Consider the following 18,613-nt stretch of genomic DNA (forward strand, 5'->3'; position numbering starts at 1 on the left):
ATTAATTAATGAAGACTCATAATAATTTTGACGAACGTTTTGAATTTGCAGGCAATGCCAAAACTTTAAGTTTGGTTGGCATTGTGCTGGGTGTAATTGGCATTGCGTTCGGTTTCATCTTAGGTGGCGACCATATACAGCGTGTTTATAGTAACCTGTTACTAATGGGCTACTTCTTTGTATGTGTTTGTATCGCAGGCATTTTCTTTAGCGCTTACAACTACGTGGCGCAGGCAGGCTGGTCTGCATCATTGATACGCATACCACAGGCTTTTGCCAAAGTATTACCAATAGCAAGCGTTATCCTTATCCTGATCATCACTGCAGGTTTATTGCATACCCATACAGTGACTGAGCACGGTAAAACAGAAACAGTTCCTTACCTATACGCTCACTGGGCCGCTCACGGTATAACTACTCCCGGAAGCGAAAACTTTGATGCTATCATCTATGGTAAAAAAGGATTCTTAAATATCCCGTTTTTTTATGCGGTATTGATCGTTCTTTTGGGTATATACAGTTTCCTTGGTATTAAAATGGCTAAGTTTTCTGAAGCTGAAGATACTGAAGGCGGTATGGCTAACTATGATAAGATCTTTAAATACGCATGTATCTTCCTGACCATATTCGGCTTCACCTTCCCGATCTTTGCGTTTGGTGTAATCATGTCATTAGAGGCTCACTGGTTCTCTACAATGTTTGGTTGGTACAACTTAGCAGCTATGCACGTAAGCGGTTTAGCGATTATCACCTTAGTGATCATCTACCTTCAAAAACGCGGTAACTTTAGCTGGTTAAACGAGAACCACCTGCATGATATGGGTAAACTGATCTTCGGTTTCTCAATCTTCTGGACATACGTTTGGTTTGCGCAATTCTTCCTTACCTGGTATGCTAACATGCCAGAGGAGTCTGTATACTTCTACAAACGTTGGGAGCCCGAGTATAAATGGTGGTTCTGGTTAAATATCGTAATTAACTTTGTTACGCCGGTTTTAGCATTAATGTCTCGTGATGCAAAACGTATGAGAACCCGTTTAACGTGGGTATGTATCATACTTATTGCCGGTCACTGGTTAGATTATTATCTGATGATCATGCCTGGCACCGTAGAGTCGAATAGAGGTTTCGGTGTTGAAGAGATAGGTATTTTTGCGGGATTTGCAGGTTTATTCATCTTTACAGTATTAACCCAAATTGCTAAGGCGCCTTCATTGGTTCCTAAAAAGCACCCGTTCTTGCAAGAGAGCTTACATCATCACAGATAATATTGTTAAATTTGCAACCCGGATAAAGCATTTTCTAATAACCAATAAAATGGGATTCAAAAATCTATTCAATTCTAAAAAGATACTTTCGCTTTTAGCAGTGTTTATGCTTGCGGGCACAGACATGCTTTTTGCCCAGGGTACCGAGGCTGCAGGTGCAACCGCAACTGATGCCCCTAAGGATAATGGCCTTGCAACAGCAGGTTATTATATCCTGATGTTCCTTGTGGTATGTTTCTTCATCGGCATTATTGGCAAAGTATTCCGTGTGTATGACCTTACTCAGCAGATAAGAGGTAAACAACCTATCAACTGGAACAATGTGATGGGGATATTTTGCCTTGTTTTCCTCGTAGCGGGTTTGTACGGCGTTTACTGGTCTTTCACTGTACAAGGTAGCATGATACTGCCTGCCGCTGCATCAGAGCACGGCGGTGTTTTAGATACCATGTTCTGGACTACAGCCGGTATCACCATGACGGTGTTCATCATTACCCAGATATTACTGTTCACTTTCTTGTTCAGGTATCGTTACAATGCGAAACGTCGTGGCCACTTCCTGCCGCACAATAATACTATTGAAAAGGTTTGGACCATTGCACCTGCCATCGTGTTAACGGTATTGGTTATCTTCGGTTTCTTCACTTGGCAATCTATCATGAACAGTGTTGATGCTAAAGGCCAGCCTGCTTCAATAAACATCGATATCACCGGTCACCAGTTTGCATGGGAGCTTCGCTACTCAGGTAAAGATGGCCGCTTAGGTAAAACCGACTACAAATTGGTTAATGGATCTAACAAATTAGGTATCGATTTTAAAGATAAATATGCTTATGATGATTTGCAGGCTGATACCATGGTCATTCCTGTGAACAAGTCGGTAAGGTTAAATATCCACGCTCAGGATGTTATCCATAGTGTGTACATCCCACAGTTCCGCGTGCAGCTGAACGCTGTGCCGGGCTTACCAACCTACTTCAAATTCAAACCTATCTTTACTACCGCTCAAATGCGCGCTAAATTAGACAGACCAACGTTTGAATATGAAGTGCTTTGTAACAAGATATGTGGTGGTAGCCACTATAACATGAAAAAGGTTGTACGTGTTGTTTCTGAGGCTGAGTACCAGGCCTGGTTAGCACAACAAAAACCATATCTTACAGATAAGCTTAAGCAGCAATTACATTTTGCTGATGCGCCTGCTGCAGATAGCACTAAAGCAAAAGGAAACAGATTAGCGTTAAACAATTAATACATTAGATTAGCGAATATGTCAACATTAGCAGTTCACGATCACAGCGTAGCACATCACGAAGACGATCACGGACACCACCACCATAAAGAAACGTTCATCTCTAAATATATATTTAGTATGGACCACAAGATGATCGCAAAGCAATTCCTGATCACAGGTATTACTATGGCGGTTATCGCGATGATACTTTCGATCCTTTTCAGGATCCAGTTAGCTTATCCGGATAAAGCATTCCCATTAATGGAAACATTATTAGGCCGTTTTGCTCCGGGTGGCCGTTTAGATTCAAACTTTTACCTGGCGCTGGTTACCATACACGGTACCATCATGGTATTCTTTGTACTAACTGCCGGTTTGAGCGGTACTTTCAGTAACCTGCTTATCCCTCTGCAATTAGGTGCCCGCGATATGGCATCACCATTTATGAACATGTTATCATACTGGTTCTTCTTCTTAGCCAGCGCTATCATGCTTTCATCATTCCTTGTTCAAAAAGGCCCTGCCAGCGGTGGCTGGACGATATATCCACCTTTATCTGCTTTGCCTAAAGCAATGCCTGGTTCAGGTATGGGTATGACCTTGTGGTTAACAAGTATGGTGTTCTTTATCGCATCATCATTAATGGGTGGTATTAACTACGTTAGTACAGTATTAAACATGCGTACCAAAGGTATGGACCTTTGGAAAATGCCTTTGACCATCTGGGCGTTTTTCCTTACTGCAGTATTAGGTATCCTATCATTCCCTGTACTTGTTGCGGGTGTGGTTTTGTTAATATTTGACCGCAGCTTTGGTACCAGCTTCTATCTGTCAGAGATCGTGCTGAACGGTACACAGGTACAGCCTTTTGAAGGTGGTAGCCCAATTTTATTCCAGCACTTGTTCTGGTTTCTTGGTCACCCTGAGGTATATATTGTAATTATGCCTGCAATGGGTATTTCATCAGAAGTAATGTCTGTAAACTCACGTAAACCAATATTTGGTTACCATGCGATGGTTTACTCACTTATAGGTATCACCGTACTTTCATTCATCGTATGGGGGCACCACATGTTTGTTACGGGTATGAATCCGTTTCTGGGCGGTGTGTTCATGATCACCACACTGATCATCGCGGTGCCATCAGCAGTAAAAACCTTTAACTGGTTGGCCACCTTATGGAGAGGTAACATCCGATTTACAGCAGCTATGCTGTTCGCTATCGGTATGGTGTCATTCTTTATTTCTGGTGGTATTACCGGTATCTTCTTAGGTAATGCTGCATTGGATATTAACCTGCATGATACTTACTTCGTGGTAGCTCACTTCCACCTGGTAATGGGTTCTGCGGCGATATTTGGTATGCTTGCCGGTGTTTACCACTGGTTCCCTAAAATGTTTGGTCGTATGATGAACGAGCGTTTAGGTTACCTGCACTTCTGGTTTACGTTTATCGGCGCTTACCTGGTGTTCTTCCCAATGCACTTTATGGGCTTGGATGGTGTACCGCGCCGTTACTACGCGTTCACAGAGTTTGAATCAATGAAGCAGTGGTTGTCAGTAAATACATTTATCACCTGGGCTGCTATTATGGCTGCTGTGGCACAATGTGCATTCCTGTTCAACTTCTTTTATTCGATATTCTTTGGTAAGAAAGCAACACAAAACCCATGGGAAGCAAATACGCTTGAGTGGACTGCACCTGTTGAGCACTTCCATGGTAACTGGCCGGGCGAGATCCCTGCAGTTTACCGTTGGCCATATGATTACAGTAAGCCTGGTGCCGAAGAGGATTACATTATGCAAACTGTACCGCTTTCACAAACCATGAGTTCTAACTTGCCGCATGACTTTGAAGATAACCCTACCGGTTTAGAAGAGCATAGCAAGTGGGTAAATACTCAGCAAAGCAACGAACAGGTTAAGTAATTATATCACAGCCTGATCTTTTTAGGGTATCTGTTTAAGTCCTAAGTCTTAAGTGTTAAGTCCTGAGTTGTTAAACAGACTTTTGACTTTCAATTTTGAACTTTGCGACTTTAATAGATACCCTAATTTTTTAGAACATATAAATGGGCATAAAAGCATCCGGAAATACCTTTATTAAAATAAACCTGATAACCATCATCCTGCTATTTGTACTGATACTGGCAGGTGGTGTGGTGCGCAGCACCGGATCAGGCATGGGTTGCCCGGATTGGCCTAAATGTTTTGGTCGTTACATACCGCCAACCAGCATATCAGAATTACCTGCCAACTACAAGCAGGCTTATGTTGATAAGCGCCTGGCCAAGAACCAGCGATTTGCCAAAATGCTTGATGTGTTTGGGTATAGCCAATTAGCTATGCGTATACGCAACGATAAATCGATACTTATACCAGAAGACTTTAACACCGCCCGCACCTGGACGGAGTATATCAACCGGTTAATTGGAGCTATCTCCGGAGTGTTTTTATTATTATGTGCTGTTTACTCCTTTAAGTATCGCAGAACCCAAAAGTTGATCATATTCCTGAGCATATTTAATGTGTTTCTGGTTGGTTTTCAAGCTTGGTTAGGCTCTATAGTGGTATCAACAAATTTAGTAGCCTGGATAGTTACCGTACACATGTTGCTGGCACTGGCAATATTAGCCATTAGCATCAGTACCTATCACATGGCAAAAGTACAGGGCCGTTATAAAGTTACCGTTAAGCCAATGGTTGCGGTGCTTACGCTGATTGTTTTAGCGATAAGCATATTGCAGATAACCTTTGGTACTGAAGTACGCGAAAAGGTTGATGCTGTGGCAACTCACCTCGAAGGCAGTTATCGGGACAGTTGGGTTGCCAAAGCTGGTGATATTTTCACCCAGCACAGAGATGTAGCAGTTATTGTGTTGATATTGAACGTGGTTTTATATGCTTTAATACGCAGAAGTTTTAACAGGCACGCTATACAGCAGCAGTTAATGAGCTTTACTTTTTTAATGATAATGCTGCAAATAATCACCGGTATATTTCTTTCATACTTTGCCTTACCGCCATTTGCGCAGGCAACGCATATTGTACTGGCCAGCTTAATGTTTGGCTCACAGTTTTATTTGTTGCTTAATTTGTTCAGATCAGAAAACGTACAGGGGGCAGGGCAATGAAGGGAAGTGATTTTTCAAAACTGATAAAAACGCGCTTAACCTTTATGGTTACGTTTTCAGCGTCGATATCTTTTATCATAGCCGTAAAAGCCAATGGAGGTAATACATGGGGAGCGCTTTACAGTACCACCATGTGGATGAACTGGGTTAAACTTGTTGTTGGCGGCTTCTTGGTAACATCAGCGGCCAACTGTTTTAATGAAGTTATCGAAGTGCGGTTTGACAGGTTAATGAAGCGCACCATGGACAGGCCAATGCCAGCAGGCCGCATGACAACCGGGCAAGGTTTGGTTTTAGGCATGGGCATGGGCATACTGGGTACCTATTTGTTAGGTTCGCTTAACTTGTTAACGGGGTTGTTATCGGTATTCTCGATAGTTTTATATGCCTTTGCCTATACACCGTTAAAAAGAGTGAACGGTTTCATCGCAGTTTTTGTAGGTGCAATCCCCGGAGCATTACCCGCACTAATAGGGTATGTTGCCGGCCAGCCTCACGGCAGGATAGATCAGATCGCTATTATTTTATTCATGATACAGTTTGTGTGGCAGTTTGTGCACTTCTGGGCCATAGCATGGGTTTTGGATGACGATTACAAATTAGCCGGTTTCCGTTTGCTGCCAACAGCCAAACGTGATAAAACCAGCGCGTTGATCACATTTGTATTTGCAGTGGTGTTGGTGCCTGTAAGTTTATTGCCAACTATTTATGGCTATGGTGGTTACTATGTAGGTGGCGTATCGCTGCTGATGAGTTTGATATTTTTATATCAGGCGTTTAACCTTTTACGCACGCTTGAAGTGAAAGCGGCGCGTACATTGATGTTCGGTTCTTTTTATTATCTGCCCATTGTGCAGTTAATGTTTTTATTTGATTTTATAGCAAAATGATGGCTCAGATACAGCAAGAAGATAAATTAAACCTGGCGCCTAAAAAGTTTAACATGTGGGTATTCATATTCACATCTTTCATGTTTTTTGCGGCGTTAACAAGTGGTTTTATTGTTTACGCGGGTGGTGGTAAACACAGCTTAAATTTTAAAATGCCGCCGATTTTTTTATACAGCACCATTATTATTGCTGCCAGCAGTATTACCATGTTTATGGCATCGCAGGCAGCTAAAAGGCTGCAGTTTGCAAAGCAGCGGCTGTACCTTTGGCTTACTATTGGTTTAGGTACAGCGTTTTTGGTAGTACAGGTTTATGCATGGCTAATTCTGTTACCTTCAATGGGTGTCTATTTCAGCAATCCCAATGCATCACAATCATTCGTATATGTATTTATATGGATGCACCTTTTACACATTTTAGCAGGCTTATTACTCTTAATCAACACACTTATCCGCAGCTACAAGAATGTAGCGCAGGTTAAAAATTTGTTTAGTATGCAGATGTCCTCAATATTTTGGCATTTTGTCGATATTATATGGATTTATCTGTATGTTTTTTTACTTTTGAACCAATATTAAAAACACAATGAGTGCACAAGTATCTTCTATTGATGAATTAAAAACTACGCCGTGGGCTGGTGGTAAATCACCGTTCAATGTTGAGTATGGCAAAATGATGATGTGGTTCTTCCTGTTATCAGATGCATTCACATTCTCATCATTGCTTATCGCATACGGCGCCCTTCGTTTCAGCGCACACACCTGGCCAATGGCCGACCTGATATTCCAGTCTGTACCGGGCATGATAGATCATGGTGCACCGCTTGTGTTTGTGGGTATCATGACATTTATCCTCATCCTTAGCTCTGTAACAATGGTATTGGCTGTAGAGGCCGGTCACCGTATGGCAAAGAAAGAGGTTGTTGGGTGGATGATTGCTACCGTTATCGGTGGTTTTATGTTCCTGGGTTGTCAGGCCTTAGAGTGGAGTCACTTACATCACGAAGGTTTCTGGTGGGGCAGCATTCCGCATGAATTAGGCGAATATTTTAAAGCTAAAAAAGACATATCGGCAGTTAGCACCCAGCAGTTTGCCAACCTGTTCTTCACTATCACAGGTTTCCATGGTTTCCACGTTTTTAGCGGGGTTATCATCAACATCATTATTACCATCAACGTTTTAGCTGGTACCTACGAGAAACGTGGCAGCTATTTAATGATAGAAAAAGTAGGCCTTTACTGGCACTTTGTAGATTTGGTTTGGGTATTCGTATTTACCTTCTTCTATTTAGTTTAATTTTATAATTACAAGATATCATGTCATCACAACATACAGAAGAACTTCACCAAGACGAGCACCACGGTGAAGGAATGACCAAAGGCAGGATCCTCAAAGTAGCCGGTATATTATCAGCTATTACTGCGGTAGAATTCTTTATTGCGCTGTACCTTGTACCGCACGATATTATGCCTTTGCACATCGCTAACCCAATATACATTGTGTTAACGTTATTTAAAGCATTTTACATCGTTGCGTTTTTTATGCACTTAAAGTTTGAGCGCATAGGCTTAATGATCGCCATTATTGTTCCGATCTTGTTCATCATCGGTTTGATATTGGTACTTACCAATGAAAGCCATTACTGGATTGACCTGAGGGGATAATGCGCAAAGCTTCTTTTACGAAAAAGATACTGATCCTGGTAGCCATATTAGCGTTACCGGGATTTTTATATTATTTACTAACTGCAAAAGGCAAAAACCGGTATAAACCGCTGCCATTTTACGGCCCTAAGGAGGTAGCGAAAACCGGCCACAAGTTTCATGGTAAATACATACCTGATACTATTTATCACAAGCTTGCTGACTTTGAGCTTACCGACCAGAACGGTAAAGAAGTTTCTTTTAAGAACTTTGATAAAAAGATATTTATCGCCAATTTCTTTTATACCGGCTGCCCAACAGTTTGCAACACGGTGAACAAGAATGTAAGCGAACTAGTATATGCCTACCGCAAAAACCCTATGGTGTACTTCCTGACTATCACGGTTGATCCTGATAAAGACAAGCCGGCGGTGTTAAAGGATTATGCCAGGCAGTTTGAAGTAACCAATAAGTGGTTGTTCCTAACTGGCGATACAACATCAATTTACGGCTTAGCCCGTAAAGGTTTCCTGGTTGACGCGCTGAAGGTACCCGGTAAAGATGAGTTTATCTACAGCGACAAGCTTATTTTGATAGATGCTGAGAAACGAATTCGCGGATATTACTCCGGCACTACCAACACCGATATCACGAAGCTGAACGATGAGATAAAAGTACAGATAGCAGAGGAACTGCGAAAAGTAGATAAAGCGCTTTATTAAGATAAAAGATATTTGGATAAAGGAGAAAAGATTACTATGATAACAAGTAGGGGTGTCTTTTGTCTTTCATCTTTTCTCGATATATCATCTAAAATGACTGATAAATTTATATTTCGATTTGTAGCCGGTATAACAATTTTTGTAATTGCCGTGGTTGTAGTTTTGAACAGGCATCTAATACCCGGCCCGGCAACGCCACCGGCCTTCACACCTTATTTGCCTCTGATAAATGCTGTGTTGAACGGTACCTGCAGCTTGTTGTTGTTACTTTCGCTTTACTTTATAAAGCAGGGTAATATTGCTTTACACAAGCGTATAAATATCCTCACATTCTGCTTGTCATCTTTATTCCTGGTGTCTTATATTCTGTTTCACTACCTAATGCGTAACGATACCCTGTATGGCGACGCTAATGGAGACGGTGTATTATCAGCTGCTGAGAAGGCAACTGCGGGTACCTCAAGAAGCATTTACCTGGCTATATTAGTGCCGCATATTGTGTTAGCCGCGGGTGTATTACCCCTAATATTGCTAAGCTTTTACCGCGGATTACAAATGCAGGTAGAAAAACATAAGAAATTGGTCCGCTGGACGTTTCCATTATGGCTATTCGTTACAATATCAGGCGTTGTTGTATATTTGATGATAAAACCGTACTACCACTTTTAATTGGTGTGTTATGAAAAAGAAATTGAAGTTCTTATTCGTTTTGTTTGTTTTTGGGTTAATGATAACTGCAACTGTTCCTGTAAAAGCACAATGTGCTATGTGTACGGCAACGGTTGAAACAAACTCTGAGAACGGTGGGGCACAGGCCAAGGGCTTAAACAAAGGTATCATGTACCTGCTGGCCGCACCCTATTTAGCTATAGGTGTTTTGGGCTTTATATGGTACAAAAAATACCGCCGTAAAAATGTTGATCTAACCAACATGCCCAACCAGAAACTTAACTTAAACTAAGCAACCTGCCAACAGCTTTTGAAATGATACAAACCCAAACGCTGACCTTTTTAAAAGAACTGGTAGAAAATAATGATCGTGAGTGGTTTCAGGAGAACAAGGAGCGTTACGAAGCTGCCCGTGAAAATGTTATCGCTTTTACTGCAAAAATACTTGAAGGACTGCACAAAATTGATCCTGCCGTAAGCGCCGATCTTGACCCGAAAAAATGCGTGATGCGGATTTATCGCGATATACGCTTTAGTAAAAATAAACTTCCTTATAAAAATAATTTCGGCGTAAGTTTTCCAACCCAGGGAAGTAAAAATGGCGGGGTAGAATACTACCTGCATATACAGCCGGGTGGCAAGTCGTTTATAGCCGGTGGCTATTGGATGCCAGAAGCTGAACATCTGAAAGCTATCCGCCAGGAGATCGATTACAATGCCGATGATCTTAAAAAGGTCATAGATGACAAAGAGTTTATCAAACTTTTTGGCGAGTTCCGCAAGCAGGATCAATTAAAAACTACACCGAAGGGTTACGATGCAGATAATGAAAATATCGATCTGCTTAAACTTAAAAGTTTTATTGCCTGGCATCCGCTTACCGATAAAGAAATAACATCAAATAAAGCGGTTGATCAAATATTAAAAGCAGTAACCAAGCTTTATCCAATGAACGTATTTCTTCGCAACGCGTTAGCCTGATCTTTTAATCTATTCTAAAATGAAAATCAGACATCTGGTCATTATCTTCTTCGTACTATCAGCAGCCATGCAATCATGTGTGGTCATGTCTCCCAAAAAGCACAAGGCCTTGCTTGCCGAGCGCGATTCTTTAGCCGCCCGTACTACCACCCTGGAAGACCAGGTAGCAAAACTTATGGCCGACACCACAAAGATTCGCCAGGAACTGGCGGCGCTTAAAGCTAATTACACTTCCTTAAATAGTAATTATAACGCGAGTTCATCAAAGGTAACCCAGTTATCATCAGACCTGCAGAAACGCGAAGCCCGCCTAAAAGAGGTTGAAGAGATTTTACGCAAACGCGATGAGGCGACCAATGCGCTTAAGGAAAAATTACAGAAAGCATTGTTAGGTTTCCAGCAAAGTGGCTTAACGGTTGATATACGTAATGGAAAAGTCTATGTATCGTTAACGGATAAATTGCTCTTCCCGTCAGGAAGTATTGTAATTGACGAAAAAGGTAAGCTGGCGTTACAACAATTAGCAGCGGTGCTTAACAAAGAGCCTGATATTAACATAGCAGTAGAAGGCCATACGGATGATAAAAAGATAAAAAACCTTGGTCAGATCAAAGACAACTGGGACCTGAGTGTTTTAAGGGCAACATCTGTAACAAGGTATCTTACCGAAACAGAGAATGTTGATCCACATCGTTTAACTGCTACTGGTAAAAGCGAGTTCCAACCTATAGATACAGCTCAAACACCGGAGGCACTTTCTAAAAACCGCCGCATCGAAATTGTATTATCACCAAAACTGGATGAGTTGTACAACCTCATCAGCAAATAAAATTAAAAGTCCCTAAAGGGGACTTTTTTTGTATGTTAGCTTTTCTATTTAAACGTTACGTTAACACTTATAAAGTTACTTAATTTATGTCCGCAAGTAAGCATACATATTTGCAAATCCACCCGGCAGATAACGTGCTTGTGGCACTAACTGATCTGGAAGCAGGAACCATCATTAACTTTAACGGCGATAGTTTCCCGCTAACAACACGCGTTGCCGCTAAACATAAGTTCACTGTAACTGCCATGCAGCCCGGTGAGGATGTGCACATGTACGGCGTATTGGTCGGCCGAATAAGCAAACCTGTTAAACAAGGGGAGGCTATTACCACTGAAAATTTAGTGCATGCAGCAGACGATTTTAAGTTAGGAAGCCGTAAAACGCAATGGCATACACCGGAAGTTGCCGAAAAGTATCATGACAAAACATTTATGGGCTTTCATCGTGCAGATGGCTCTGTAGGTACTGCTAATTACTGGCTGGTTATCCCATTGGTTTTTTGCGAGAACAGAAATATCAATGTCCTTAGAGATGCGCTATCTGCTAAACTTGGCTTTGCAAAGCCACGTGGGTACGAGACAGAAGTGGATAGCCTGGTGCAAATGTACAAGGCAGGAAAAACTACACAGGAAATTATCCAGGCTAATCTTGACCTGTCGCCGGAAGAAAGTACCGCAGGCAAGCTTTTCGAAAATATCGACGGTATCAAATTCATCAATCATGATATGGGCTGCGGCGGTACGCGCACGGATAGCGTTGCACTATGTGGCCTGCTTGCAGGTTATATTACGCACCCCAACGTTGCCGGTGCTACTGTATTAAGTTTAGGTTGCCAGCATGCTCAGGCTTCTATCCTGCAGGATGAAATAAAAAAGCGCGACGCCAATTTCGGCAAGCCGCTGATAATACTTGAACAGCAAAAGTTAGGCACCGAAAGCAACTTACTGCATGAGGCTTTGAAACAAACCTTTGCCGGTTTGATGGAGGCAAATAAACAAACACGCCAGCCGGCGCCCTTATCTAAACTTTGCATAGGTTTGGAGTGCGGCGGTTCTGATGGCTTTTCGGGTATATCTGCTAACCCCACACTGGGCTATCTTTCTGATATTTTAGTGAGCTTGGGTGGCAGCGTAATATTAGCTGAATTCCCTGAGCTTTGCGGTGTTGAACAGGAAATGAGCGACCGTTGTGTAACAGAGGACGAAGCACAACGCTTTATGGAGCTAATGCGCAGTTATAACGCAAGGGCCGAGGCCGACGGCTCAGGCTTTTATGCAAACCCTTCACCGGGTAATATTCGCGATGGTTTAATTACCGATGCTATTAAATCTGCAGGCGCTGCAAAAAAAGGTGGTTCATCGCCTGTTACAGCTGTTTTAGATTATCCGGAAAAGGTTACCAAACCCGGCTTAAATCTGCTTTGTACACCGGGTAGTGATGTTGAAAGTACTACCGCAGAGGTTGGCGCTGGTGCTAATATTGTATTGTTTACAACCGGTTTGGGTACGCCAACCGGTAACCCCGTAGCGCCGGTTATTAAAATTGCAACAAACACAGCAGTATTTAAACGCATGCCGGATATATTGGACATCAACTGCGGAACCATTATAGAAGGTGAAGAAACAATTGAGCAGGCTGCTACGCGCATGCTCGATTATGTGATAGAGGTTGCCAGCGGTTTAAAGCAACCAAAGGCAGTTAAATTAGGACAGGACGATTTTATACCCTGGAAAAGGGGCGTATCATTATAAACTTAGTTATGTTTAGTTTACAAAATAAAATTGCCGTTATAACCGGCGGTGGCAGCGGTATAGGTAAAGCGATCTCTAAATTATTCGCGAAGCAGGGTGCTACCATTCATATTATAGAATTGAATGCTGCTGCTGCACAGCACACCGTTGAAGAGATCAACGCAGATGGCGGGCAGGCCTTTGCACATACCGCAGATATAAGTAAACAACCGGAAGTTTTGCAGGTTTTTGAGCGCATAGGTGTTATCAATATATTGGTGAACAATGCAGGTATTGCCCATGTGGGTAATCTTGAGGGTACCAGCGAAGCCGACATCGACCGTATTTACAGTGTAAATGTTAAAGGTGCTTACAATGCACTTTATGCAGCTGTGCCGGTAATGAAAGCACACGGCGGCGGTGTTATACTCAACATGGCATCGATTGCATCATTAGTGGGTATAACGGATAGGTTTGCATATTCTATGAGCAAAGGCGCAATCTACGCTATGAGCATGTCTGTGGCGCGTGATTATATGGCCGATAACATCCGCTGTAATTCTATATCACCGGCAAGGGTACACACGCCATTTGTAGATGGTTTTATTGCCAAGAATTATCCTGGTAAAGAAACAGAGATATTTGAAAAATTATCAAAAAGCCAACCTATAGGCCGTATGGGCAAACCGGAAGAAGTTGCGGCACTGGCGCTTTACCTATGTTCAGACGAGGCAGGCTTTATTACCGGCTGCGATTATCCTATCGATGGCGGCTTTATAAAATTGAACAATTGATAATGTACAGAGACGCAGATAAAGCAGGTACTAATAAACTAATGAACCAATAACTACTGAATTACAAATGAAACTTATACGATACGGCGAGGCTGGTAAAGAGAAAACCGGTATCATCCTTAACGATAAAAAATACGATACATCTGGCTTTGGTGAAGATTATAACGAGCAGTTTTTTGAAACCGATGGCTTAGCCCGGCTGCAGAAATATGTTGAAGAAAATAAATCGGGCTTGCAGGAGATAGCTGAAAACGAGCGTTTGGGTAGCCCTATTGCAAGGCCGTCTAAAATAATTTGCATCGGCCTTAATTATAAAGACCACGCAGAGGAAACCAATGCGCCGCTGCCTAAGGAACCTATCATTTTCTTTAAATCTACAACAGCTTTGGTAGGGCCTGATGATGATATCATCATCCCTAAAAATTCAGTAAAAACGGATTGGGAAGTTGAGCTTGCTGTGGTTGTAGGTAAGAAAGCCTCTTATGTTGAGGAGAATGAAGCACTGGAATACGTAGCGGGATATGTGCTGCATAATGATGTTTCTGAACGTGAGTTTCAGTTAGAGCGGAACGGTACATGGGATAAAGGTAAGGGCTGCGATACCTTCGCGCCGATAGGTCCTTTTATGGCCACTACAGAAGAAATTGAAGAAGTGCATAATCTAAAACTATGGCTTAAGGTTAACGACAAAATGATGCAGAACGGCACCACGGCAAACCTTATTTTCAATATTCCCTTCCTTGTATCATACGTTAGCCAGTTCATGACTTTGCTGCCGGGCGATATTATTTCAACCGGTACACCTGCTGGTGTTGGATTAGGGTTTAACCCACCTGTTTATTTAAAGGCCGGTGATGTTGTCGAACTGGGTATTGATGGTTTAGGCACCGCTAAGCAAGTGGTTAAGGCTTATGCTAAAAATTGATAGCCACCAGCACTTTTGGCTGTACGATAAGGCCAGGCACGAATGGATAAATGAGGATATGCACCAATGCCGGCGCGATTTTGTGCCGGCAGATCTTCAACCACTGCTTGAACAGAATGGTATTGCCGGCTGTGTTACCGTACAGGCCGATCAGACCATCACTGAAAACGAATTTATCCTGAATTTTGCTCAGCAAAATAGCTTTATTAAAGGCGTTGTAGGGTGGATTGATCTAAAAGCTGCTGATGTTGAACAGCGATTGGAGCAATACCGGGATATAGAATTGATGAAAGGCTTCCGCCATGTGTTACAGGGCGAAGCCGATGATAGGTACATGCTGCGCGAGGATTTTATGACGGGCATAGGTCTGCTTGATAAATATGGTTTCACTTACGATATACTTATCTTTCCAAAACATCTTAAAATAGCGGCCGAATTTGTAGCTGCGTTCCCTAACCAGCGCTTTGTTGTAGATCATTTGGCCAAACCTTTTATAAAGGCCGGCGATATCGACCAGTGGAAGAAAGATATACAAGTGCTTGCACAGCATCAAAATGTATCATGCAAGGTATCCGGAATGGTAACTGAAGCCGACTGGAACAACTGGAAGGATGAGGATTTTACCCCTTATCTGGATATTGTTTTCAACGCCTTTGGTGCAGAAAGGTTAATGTATGGTTCCGACTGGCCGGTGTGCAATGTGGCAGGCGGTTACCAAAAAGCCTATAAACTTGCCGAGGGTTACGTTAACCAGCTCTCTCAAAACGAGCAGGAACTTTTCTGGGCTAAAAATGCTATACATTTTTATCGCTTAAAGGTTTAGCATTGTAAGGCCACTCGCGCCTGTACCTGGCTTTAATAAAATATACAATAGTGCCTATTGCGATGGCGCTTACTCCTCCCAAAACCATGTGCCAGCCGGTTGATACAAGTATGCCTATCCAGATCAAGATCGCTGCAAAAACAGGCAACGGGAACCAGGGCATTTTGTAAGGAAATTGTGTTTCGCTTTTCCGCCGCCGTAATAAGTATAATCCCAATGCTTGAGCTATGAACTGGACCAGTATCCGCATGGCCAAGATAGCGCTGATCACATCACTTAACTTAAACAGCAAGCTAAAAACAAAGGCAATTGCCCCTAAAACAAGCAACGATATGTAGGGGAAATTTTTTGTAGGGTGTAGCTTGGCAAATACTTTAAAAAATGCACCATCTGCCGCAGCTGCATAAGGTATTCGGCTATAACCTAACGTAGCGGAAAACACTGAAGAAAAGGCTACAAGTAACACCAGGCAAGTAATTATTTTAGCTGCCGTATCTCCGGCAAGTCGCTCCATAAAATCGCTTATCACAAACTGGCTGTCTTTAGCCTGTTGCCATGGTATTACGCTAACAACACTCACATTCATCAGCATATATAGCACAGCAATACCAGCGATGGACAGGAACATACTGCGCGGTATATTGCGTGATGGATCAATGATCTCGCCACCCAAATGGCAAACATTATAATAACCCAGATAGCTGTAAACACTCTTCACACTGGCAAAGCCAATGGCGGCCACAAATCCATAATTCAAGGTAAGCCCATCATTAATATGCTTTATGGGCGTAAGAAAATTTCCGTGCAGCAGCCCGCCTCCAATAATGATAAGCATGGTAATTAAAACGCCTATCCATAATACGGTGCTTATCTTACCTATAGATTCTATTTTACGGTAGAGTAAAATAACAATTGCAATTACAACTGCACCGCTTACCATCTTTAATTCCCACTGGCCCAGCGGCAACAGATATGACAAGTACGAAGCAAAACCAATAGCTGCAGAAGCTATTACCAGTGGCGCCTGTATCATGGTTTGCCATACAAACAAAAAGCTCATTAACCGGCCCGCCTTGTTTTTGCCGTAAGTCTCTTTCAAAAAGTTGTAAGATCCACCGGCCATGGGGAATGCTGCACCGAGCTCACTCCAAACCATGGCGTCAATAAACGATAACACCGCACCGGCCAGCCAGGCATATAAGAACCATGGACCGTTCATCATGTGTATCACCATTGGCAGGGTAATAAATGGCCCGATGCCAACCATGTCGGTCATGTTTATTGCAGTGGCTTGCGTTAGGCCAAGGCGACGGATCAGTGTGTTTTCGGCCATTGCAATTAAGCTGTGCTAATAGTTTACCAGCAAAAATAACTTAAAGCTTTATCGCTTAAAAATTATCTCGTCAGGCGTTTGTAATCACTGGCAGTAAAACTCATTCGTCGATACATTTTGACCATTCATCCCTAATTTTCTCTACGGACTGTATCGTAGCAGCATTTTTATGCGTACGGATGTAACAAGCTTGTTGTTTTAACAATAATTAACATTCAAAATTATCGTGTTTTAGCGTTTAGATTGACATTTACTACCTATTAGATCACCTCACACTACAAATTAAAATGAAGCGAAAAATTACCCTTTTTAGTTTATTGCTGTTATCAATCGCATTTGCAATTTCTTCATGTATGAAGAGTAACACAGTGCCGTTACCTTTGGCGGGCATAGTCACGAATGATGTAATCATTGATGCTACTTCCACGCAAGCCTGGGCAGGCGGTGTATTAACAAGTGAGGAAGCCTCTGTTACGGAATATGGCGTTTGTTATAGCACCAGCAACCAGACGCCAACAGTTGCCGACAATAAAACCGCCGTTAAATTAAAAAGCACATCTTTTATTGCTAACCTGAAAAATCTATCTCTAAATACTACCTATTACATTAGAGCGTATGCAACTAACTCAACCGGAACAGCATATGGCGGTGTTGTACAGCTTAAAACTTCAACCGATATGACAAACGCTTACGGAACAGTATCAACATTTGCAGGCTCATACGAGGGTAATACAGATGGTAATGGCACTGCTGCTTTGTTTAACCATCCGTTTGGCAATGCGCGTGATGCCGCAGGCAACTTATATATAAGCGACTCTTACAATTGCACCATTCGCAAAATTACCGCTGATGGAAACGTGACAACAATTGCAGGCAGCGGCAGTTTAGGAAGTGCCGACGGCACGAGTAAGTCTGCTTCATTTTATTCGCCCGCTGGATTAGCGGTTGACGCATCAGGGAATGTTTTTGTTGCTGATATGGGTAACAATCTGATCCGTAAAATAACCCCGGCGGGTGTTGTAACAACATTTGCAGGCAGCGGGATAGCAGGCTATGCAGATGGAACGGGAACATCGGCAAGTTTTAGTGCGCCTACCGGTTTAGCTATCGGTACCGATGGTTCGCTATATGTTTCAGACGCCAATACCGGGCTTGTGCGTAAGATAACATCTGCCGGTGTTGTGACAACCATAGCAGGTAATCGTACCAATGGCTACAAAAATTCAACAGGCCTCAATGCCAGTTTTAACACCCCGGCTGGTGTAGCTGTAGACGCTGCCGGAAATATCTACGTTGCCGAGCCATCGAACAATGCGATCAGAAAGATAGATTTGAACAATGTGGTAAGTACTTTTGCCGGAGGTTTAGACTCATTGGCGATGCCTTTAGGTAAACCACAAGCCATCTCTATTGATGCCAATAGCAACATGTTTGTGGCTGACGGTAATGGCAGAGTGCTTAAAATTACTAAAGACCATATCTTGACGGTTATAGCAGGAAAATCTGCAACAACCGGCAACACCGATGGCCCGGGAAGTTCGGCAACCTTTAATTACCCTATCGGTATAGTTGTCGACAACAGCGGTAATGTTTACGTAAACGATTTTAATAATAGCCGGATCAGGAAGGTGAAGTAAC

Annotated in this window: 19 protein-coding genes; 18 read left to right on the forward strand and 1 reads right to left on the reverse strand. The window is 42.5% G+C overall.

Features of this window, described 5'->3' with window-relative positions; translation table 11 throughout:
• Positions 1-8 precede the first annotated feature (8 nt).
• From FPZ42_RS14150 to FPZ42_RS14230, 17 genes are all read left to right on the forward strand, one after another.
• The gene (locus tag FPZ42_RS14150) at positions 9-1,268 is read left to right on the forward strand and encodes a quinol:cytochrome C oxidoreductase (protein WP_146272313.1); all 1,260 of its coding nucleotides are present in this window, start codon (positions 9-11) and stop codon (positions 1,266-1,268) included.
• Between the two features lie 49 nt (positions 1,269-1,317).
• Positions 1,318-2,520: a cytochrome c oxidase subunit II gene (locus tag FPZ42_RS14155; protein WP_146272314.1), complete on the forward strand. Its 1,203-nt coding sequence runs from the start codon at positions 1,318-1,320 to the stop codon at positions 2,518-2,520.
• Positions 2,521-2,538: 18 nt separating this feature from the next.
• Positions 2,539-4,431 carry a cytochrome c oxidase subunit I gene (locus tag FPZ42_RS14160; RefSeq protein WP_186458778.1) on the forward strand — a complete coding sequence of 631 codons (1,893 nt, stop codon included), beginning with the start codon at positions 2,539-2,541 and terminating at the stop codon, positions 4,429-4,431.
• A 143-nt stretch (positions 4,432-4,574) separates the two neighbouring features.
• Entirely contained in the window at positions 4,575-5,636 is a 1,062-nt protein-coding gene (locus tag FPZ42_RS14165; protein ID WP_146272315.1) for a COX15/CtaA family protein, read from the forward strand.
• Positions 5,633-6,526 (forward strand): protoheme IX farnesyltransferase, encoded by an 894-nt coding sequence (locus FPZ42_RS14170; RefSeq protein ID WP_146272316.1) that lies wholly within the window; start codon positions 5,633-5,635, stop codon positions 6,524-6,526. The genes FPZ42_RS14165 and FPZ42_RS14170 overlap by 4 nt, the downstream gene beginning before the upstream one ends.
• Positions 6,523-7,104 (forward strand): cytochrome c oxidase subunit 3, encoded by a 582-nt coding sequence (locus FPZ42_RS14175; protein ID WP_315898398.1) that lies wholly within the window; start codon positions 6,523-6,525, stop codon positions 7,102-7,104. The genes FPZ42_RS14170 and FPZ42_RS14175 overlap by 4 nt, the downstream gene beginning before the upstream one ends.
• Positions 7,105-7,111: 7 nt before the next feature.
• A complete protein-coding gene (locus FPZ42_RS14180; protein WP_146272317.1) occupies positions 7,112-7,822 on the forward strand; it encodes a cytochrome c oxidase subunit 3 in 711 nt (236 codons plus the stop codon).
• Between the two features lie 20 nt (positions 7,823-7,842).
• The gene (locus tag FPZ42_RS14185) at positions 7,843-8,190 is read left to right on the forward strand and encodes a cytochrome C oxidase subunit IV family protein (protein ID WP_146272318.1); all 348 of its coding nucleotides are present in this window, start codon (positions 7,843-7,845) and stop codon (positions 8,188-8,190) included.
• Positions 8,190-8,891, forward strand: coding sequence for an SCO family protein (locus tag FPZ42_RS14190; RefSeq protein WP_146272319.1), 702 nt, complete (start codon positions 8,190-8,192; stop codon positions 8,889-8,891). Before FPZ42_RS14185 ends, FPZ42_RS14190 begins: the two co-directional genes overlap by 1 nt.
• Before the next feature lie 93 nt (positions 8,892-8,984).
• On the forward strand, positions 8,985-9,560 hold the full coding sequence (locus FPZ42_RS14195) for a DUF420 domain-containing protein (protein ID WP_146272320.1): 576 nt from the start codon (positions 8,985-8,987) through the stop codon (positions 9,558-9,560).
• Between the two features lie 10 nt (positions 9,561-9,570).
• A complete protein-coding gene (locus FPZ42_RS14200) occupies positions 9,571-9,852 on the forward strand; it encodes a hypothetical protein (RefSeq protein WP_146272321.1) in 282 nt (93 codons plus the stop codon).
• 23 nt (positions 9,853-9,875) lie between these two features.
• Positions 9,876-10,541, forward strand: a complete 666-nt coding sequence (locus tag FPZ42_RS14205) for a DUF2461 domain-containing protein (RefSeq protein WP_146272322.1) — start codon at positions 9,876-9,878, stop codon at positions 10,539-10,541.
• Between the two features lie 19 nt (positions 10,542-10,560).
• A complete protein-coding gene (locus FPZ42_RS14210; RefSeq protein ID WP_261382297.1) occupies positions 10,561-11,370 on the forward strand; it encodes an OmpA family protein in 810 nt (269 codons plus the stop codon).
• Positions 11,371-11,456: 86 nt separating this feature from the next.
• Positions 11,457-13,121, forward strand: coding sequence for a UxaA family hydrolase (locus FPZ42_RS14215; RefSeq protein WP_146272323.1), 1,665 nt, complete (start codon positions 11,457-11,459; stop codon positions 13,119-13,121).
• An 8-nt stretch (positions 13,122-13,129) separates the two neighbouring features.
• Entirely contained in the window at positions 13,130-13,894 is a 765-nt protein-coding gene (locus FPZ42_RS14220; RefSeq protein WP_146272324.1) for an SDR family NAD(P)-dependent oxidoreductase, read from the forward strand.
• Between the two features lie 67 nt (positions 13,895-13,961).
• On the forward strand, positions 13,962-14,819 hold the full coding sequence (locus tag FPZ42_RS14225) for a fumarylacetoacetate hydrolase family protein (RefSeq protein ID WP_146272325.1): 858 nt from the start codon (positions 13,962-13,964) through the stop codon (positions 14,817-14,819).
• Positions 14,806-15,642: an amidohydrolase family protein gene (locus tag FPZ42_RS14230; RefSeq protein ID WP_146272326.1), complete on the forward strand. Its 837-nt coding sequence runs from the start codon at positions 14,806-14,808 to the stop codon at positions 15,640-15,642. Before FPZ42_RS14225 ends, FPZ42_RS14230 begins: the two co-directional genes overlap by 14 nt.
• Here FPZ42_RS14230 and FPZ42_RS14235 read toward each other — a convergent pair.
• Positions 15,614-16,975 carry an APC family permease gene (locus tag FPZ42_RS14235; protein WP_146272327.1) on the reverse strand — a complete coding sequence of 454 codons (1,362 nt, stop codon included), beginning with the start codon at positions 16,973-16,975 and terminating at the stop codon, positions 15,614-15,616. The two genes, FPZ42_RS14230 and FPZ42_RS14235, sit on opposite strands and share 29 nt — an antisense overlap.
• 353 nt (positions 16,976-17,328) lie before the next feature.
• Between FPZ42_RS14235 and FPZ42_RS14240 the strand changes: the two genes are divergently transcribed.
• Positions 17,329-18,612: an NHL repeat-containing protein gene (locus tag FPZ42_RS14240; RefSeq protein WP_186458779.1), complete on the forward strand. Its 1,284-nt coding sequence runs from the start codon at positions 17,329-17,331 to the stop codon at positions 18,610-18,612.
• Position 18,613 lies beyond the last annotated feature (1 nt).

The organism is Mucilaginibacter achroorhodeus (assembly GCF_007846095.1).
Taxonomy (GTDB): Bacteria; Bacteroidota; Bacteroidia; order Sphingobacteriales; family Sphingobacteriaceae; genus Mucilaginibacter; species Mucilaginibacter achroorhodeus.

Coding starts and splice junctions, on each gene's coding strand:
- FPZ42_RS14180 (WP_146272317.1), top strand. CDS start 7,112: ATGAGTGCACAAGTATCTTCTATTGATGAATTAAAAACTACGCCGTGG.
- FPZ42_RS14225 (WP_146272325.1), top strand. CDS start 13,962: ATGAAACTTATACGATACGGCGAGGCTGGTAAAGAGAAAACCGGTATC.
- FPZ42_RS14155 (WP_146272314.1), top strand. CDS start 1,318: ATGGGATTCAAAAATCTATTCAATTCTAAAAAGATACTTTCGCTTTTA.
- FPZ42_RS14210 (WP_261382297.1), top strand. CDS start 10,561: ATGAAAATCAGACATCTGGTCATTATCTTCTTCGTACTATCAGCAGCC.
- FPZ42_RS14150 (WP_146272313.1), top strand. CDS start 9: ATGAAGACTCATAATAATTTTGACGAACGTTTTGAATTTGCAGGCAAT.
- FPZ42_RS14170 (WP_146272316.1), top strand. CDS start 5,633: ATGAAGGGAAGTGATTTTTCAAAACTGATAAAAACGCGCTTAACCTTT.
- FPZ42_RS14195 (WP_146272320.1), top strand. CDS start 8,985: ATGACTGATAAATTTATATTTCGATTTGTAGCCGGTATAACAATTTTT.
- FPZ42_RS14185 (WP_146272318.1), top strand. CDS start 7,843: ATGTCATCACAACATACAGAAGAACTTCACCAAGACGAGCACCACGGT.
- FPZ42_RS14215 (WP_146272323.1), top strand. CDS start 11,457: ATGTCCGCAAGTAAGCATACATATTTGCAAATCCACCCGGCAGATAAC.
- FPZ42_RS14190 (WP_146272319.1), top strand. CDS start 8,190: ATGCGCAAAGCTTCTTTTACGAAAAAGATACTGATCCTGGTAGCCATA.
- FPZ42_RS14200 (WP_146272321.1), top strand. CDS start 9,571: ATGAAAAAGAAATTGAAGTTCTTATTCGTTTTGTTTGTTTTTGGGTTA.
- FPZ42_RS14230 (WP_146272326.1), top strand. CDS start 14,806: ATGCTAAAAATTGATAGCCACCAGCACTTTTGGCTGTACGATAAGGCC.
- FPZ42_RS14240 (WP_186458779.1), top strand. CDS start 17,329: ATGAAGAGTAACACAGTGCCGTTACCTTTGGCGGGCATAGTCACGAAT.
- FPZ42_RS14175 (WP_315898398.1), top strand. CDS start 6,523: ATGATGGCTCAGATACAGCAAGAAGATAAATTAAACCTGGCGCCTAAA.
- FPZ42_RS14205 (WP_146272322.1), top strand. CDS start 9,876: ATGATACAAACCCAAACGCTGACCTTTTTAAAAGAACTGGTAGAAAAT.
- FPZ42_RS14235 (WP_146272327.1), bottom strand. CDS start 16,975: ATGGCCGAAAACACACTGATCCGTCGCCTTGGCCTAACGCAAGCCACT.
- FPZ42_RS14165 (WP_146272315.1), top strand. CDS start 4,575: ATGGGCATAAAAGCATCCGGAAATACCTTTATTAAAATAAACCTGATA.
- FPZ42_RS14220 (WP_146272324.1), top strand. CDS start 13,130: ATGTTTAGTTTACAAAATAAAATTGCCGTTATAACCGGCGGTGGCAGC.
- FPZ42_RS14160 (WP_186458778.1), top strand. CDS start 2,539: ATGTCAACATTAGCAGTTCACGATCACAGCGTAGCACATCACGAAGAC.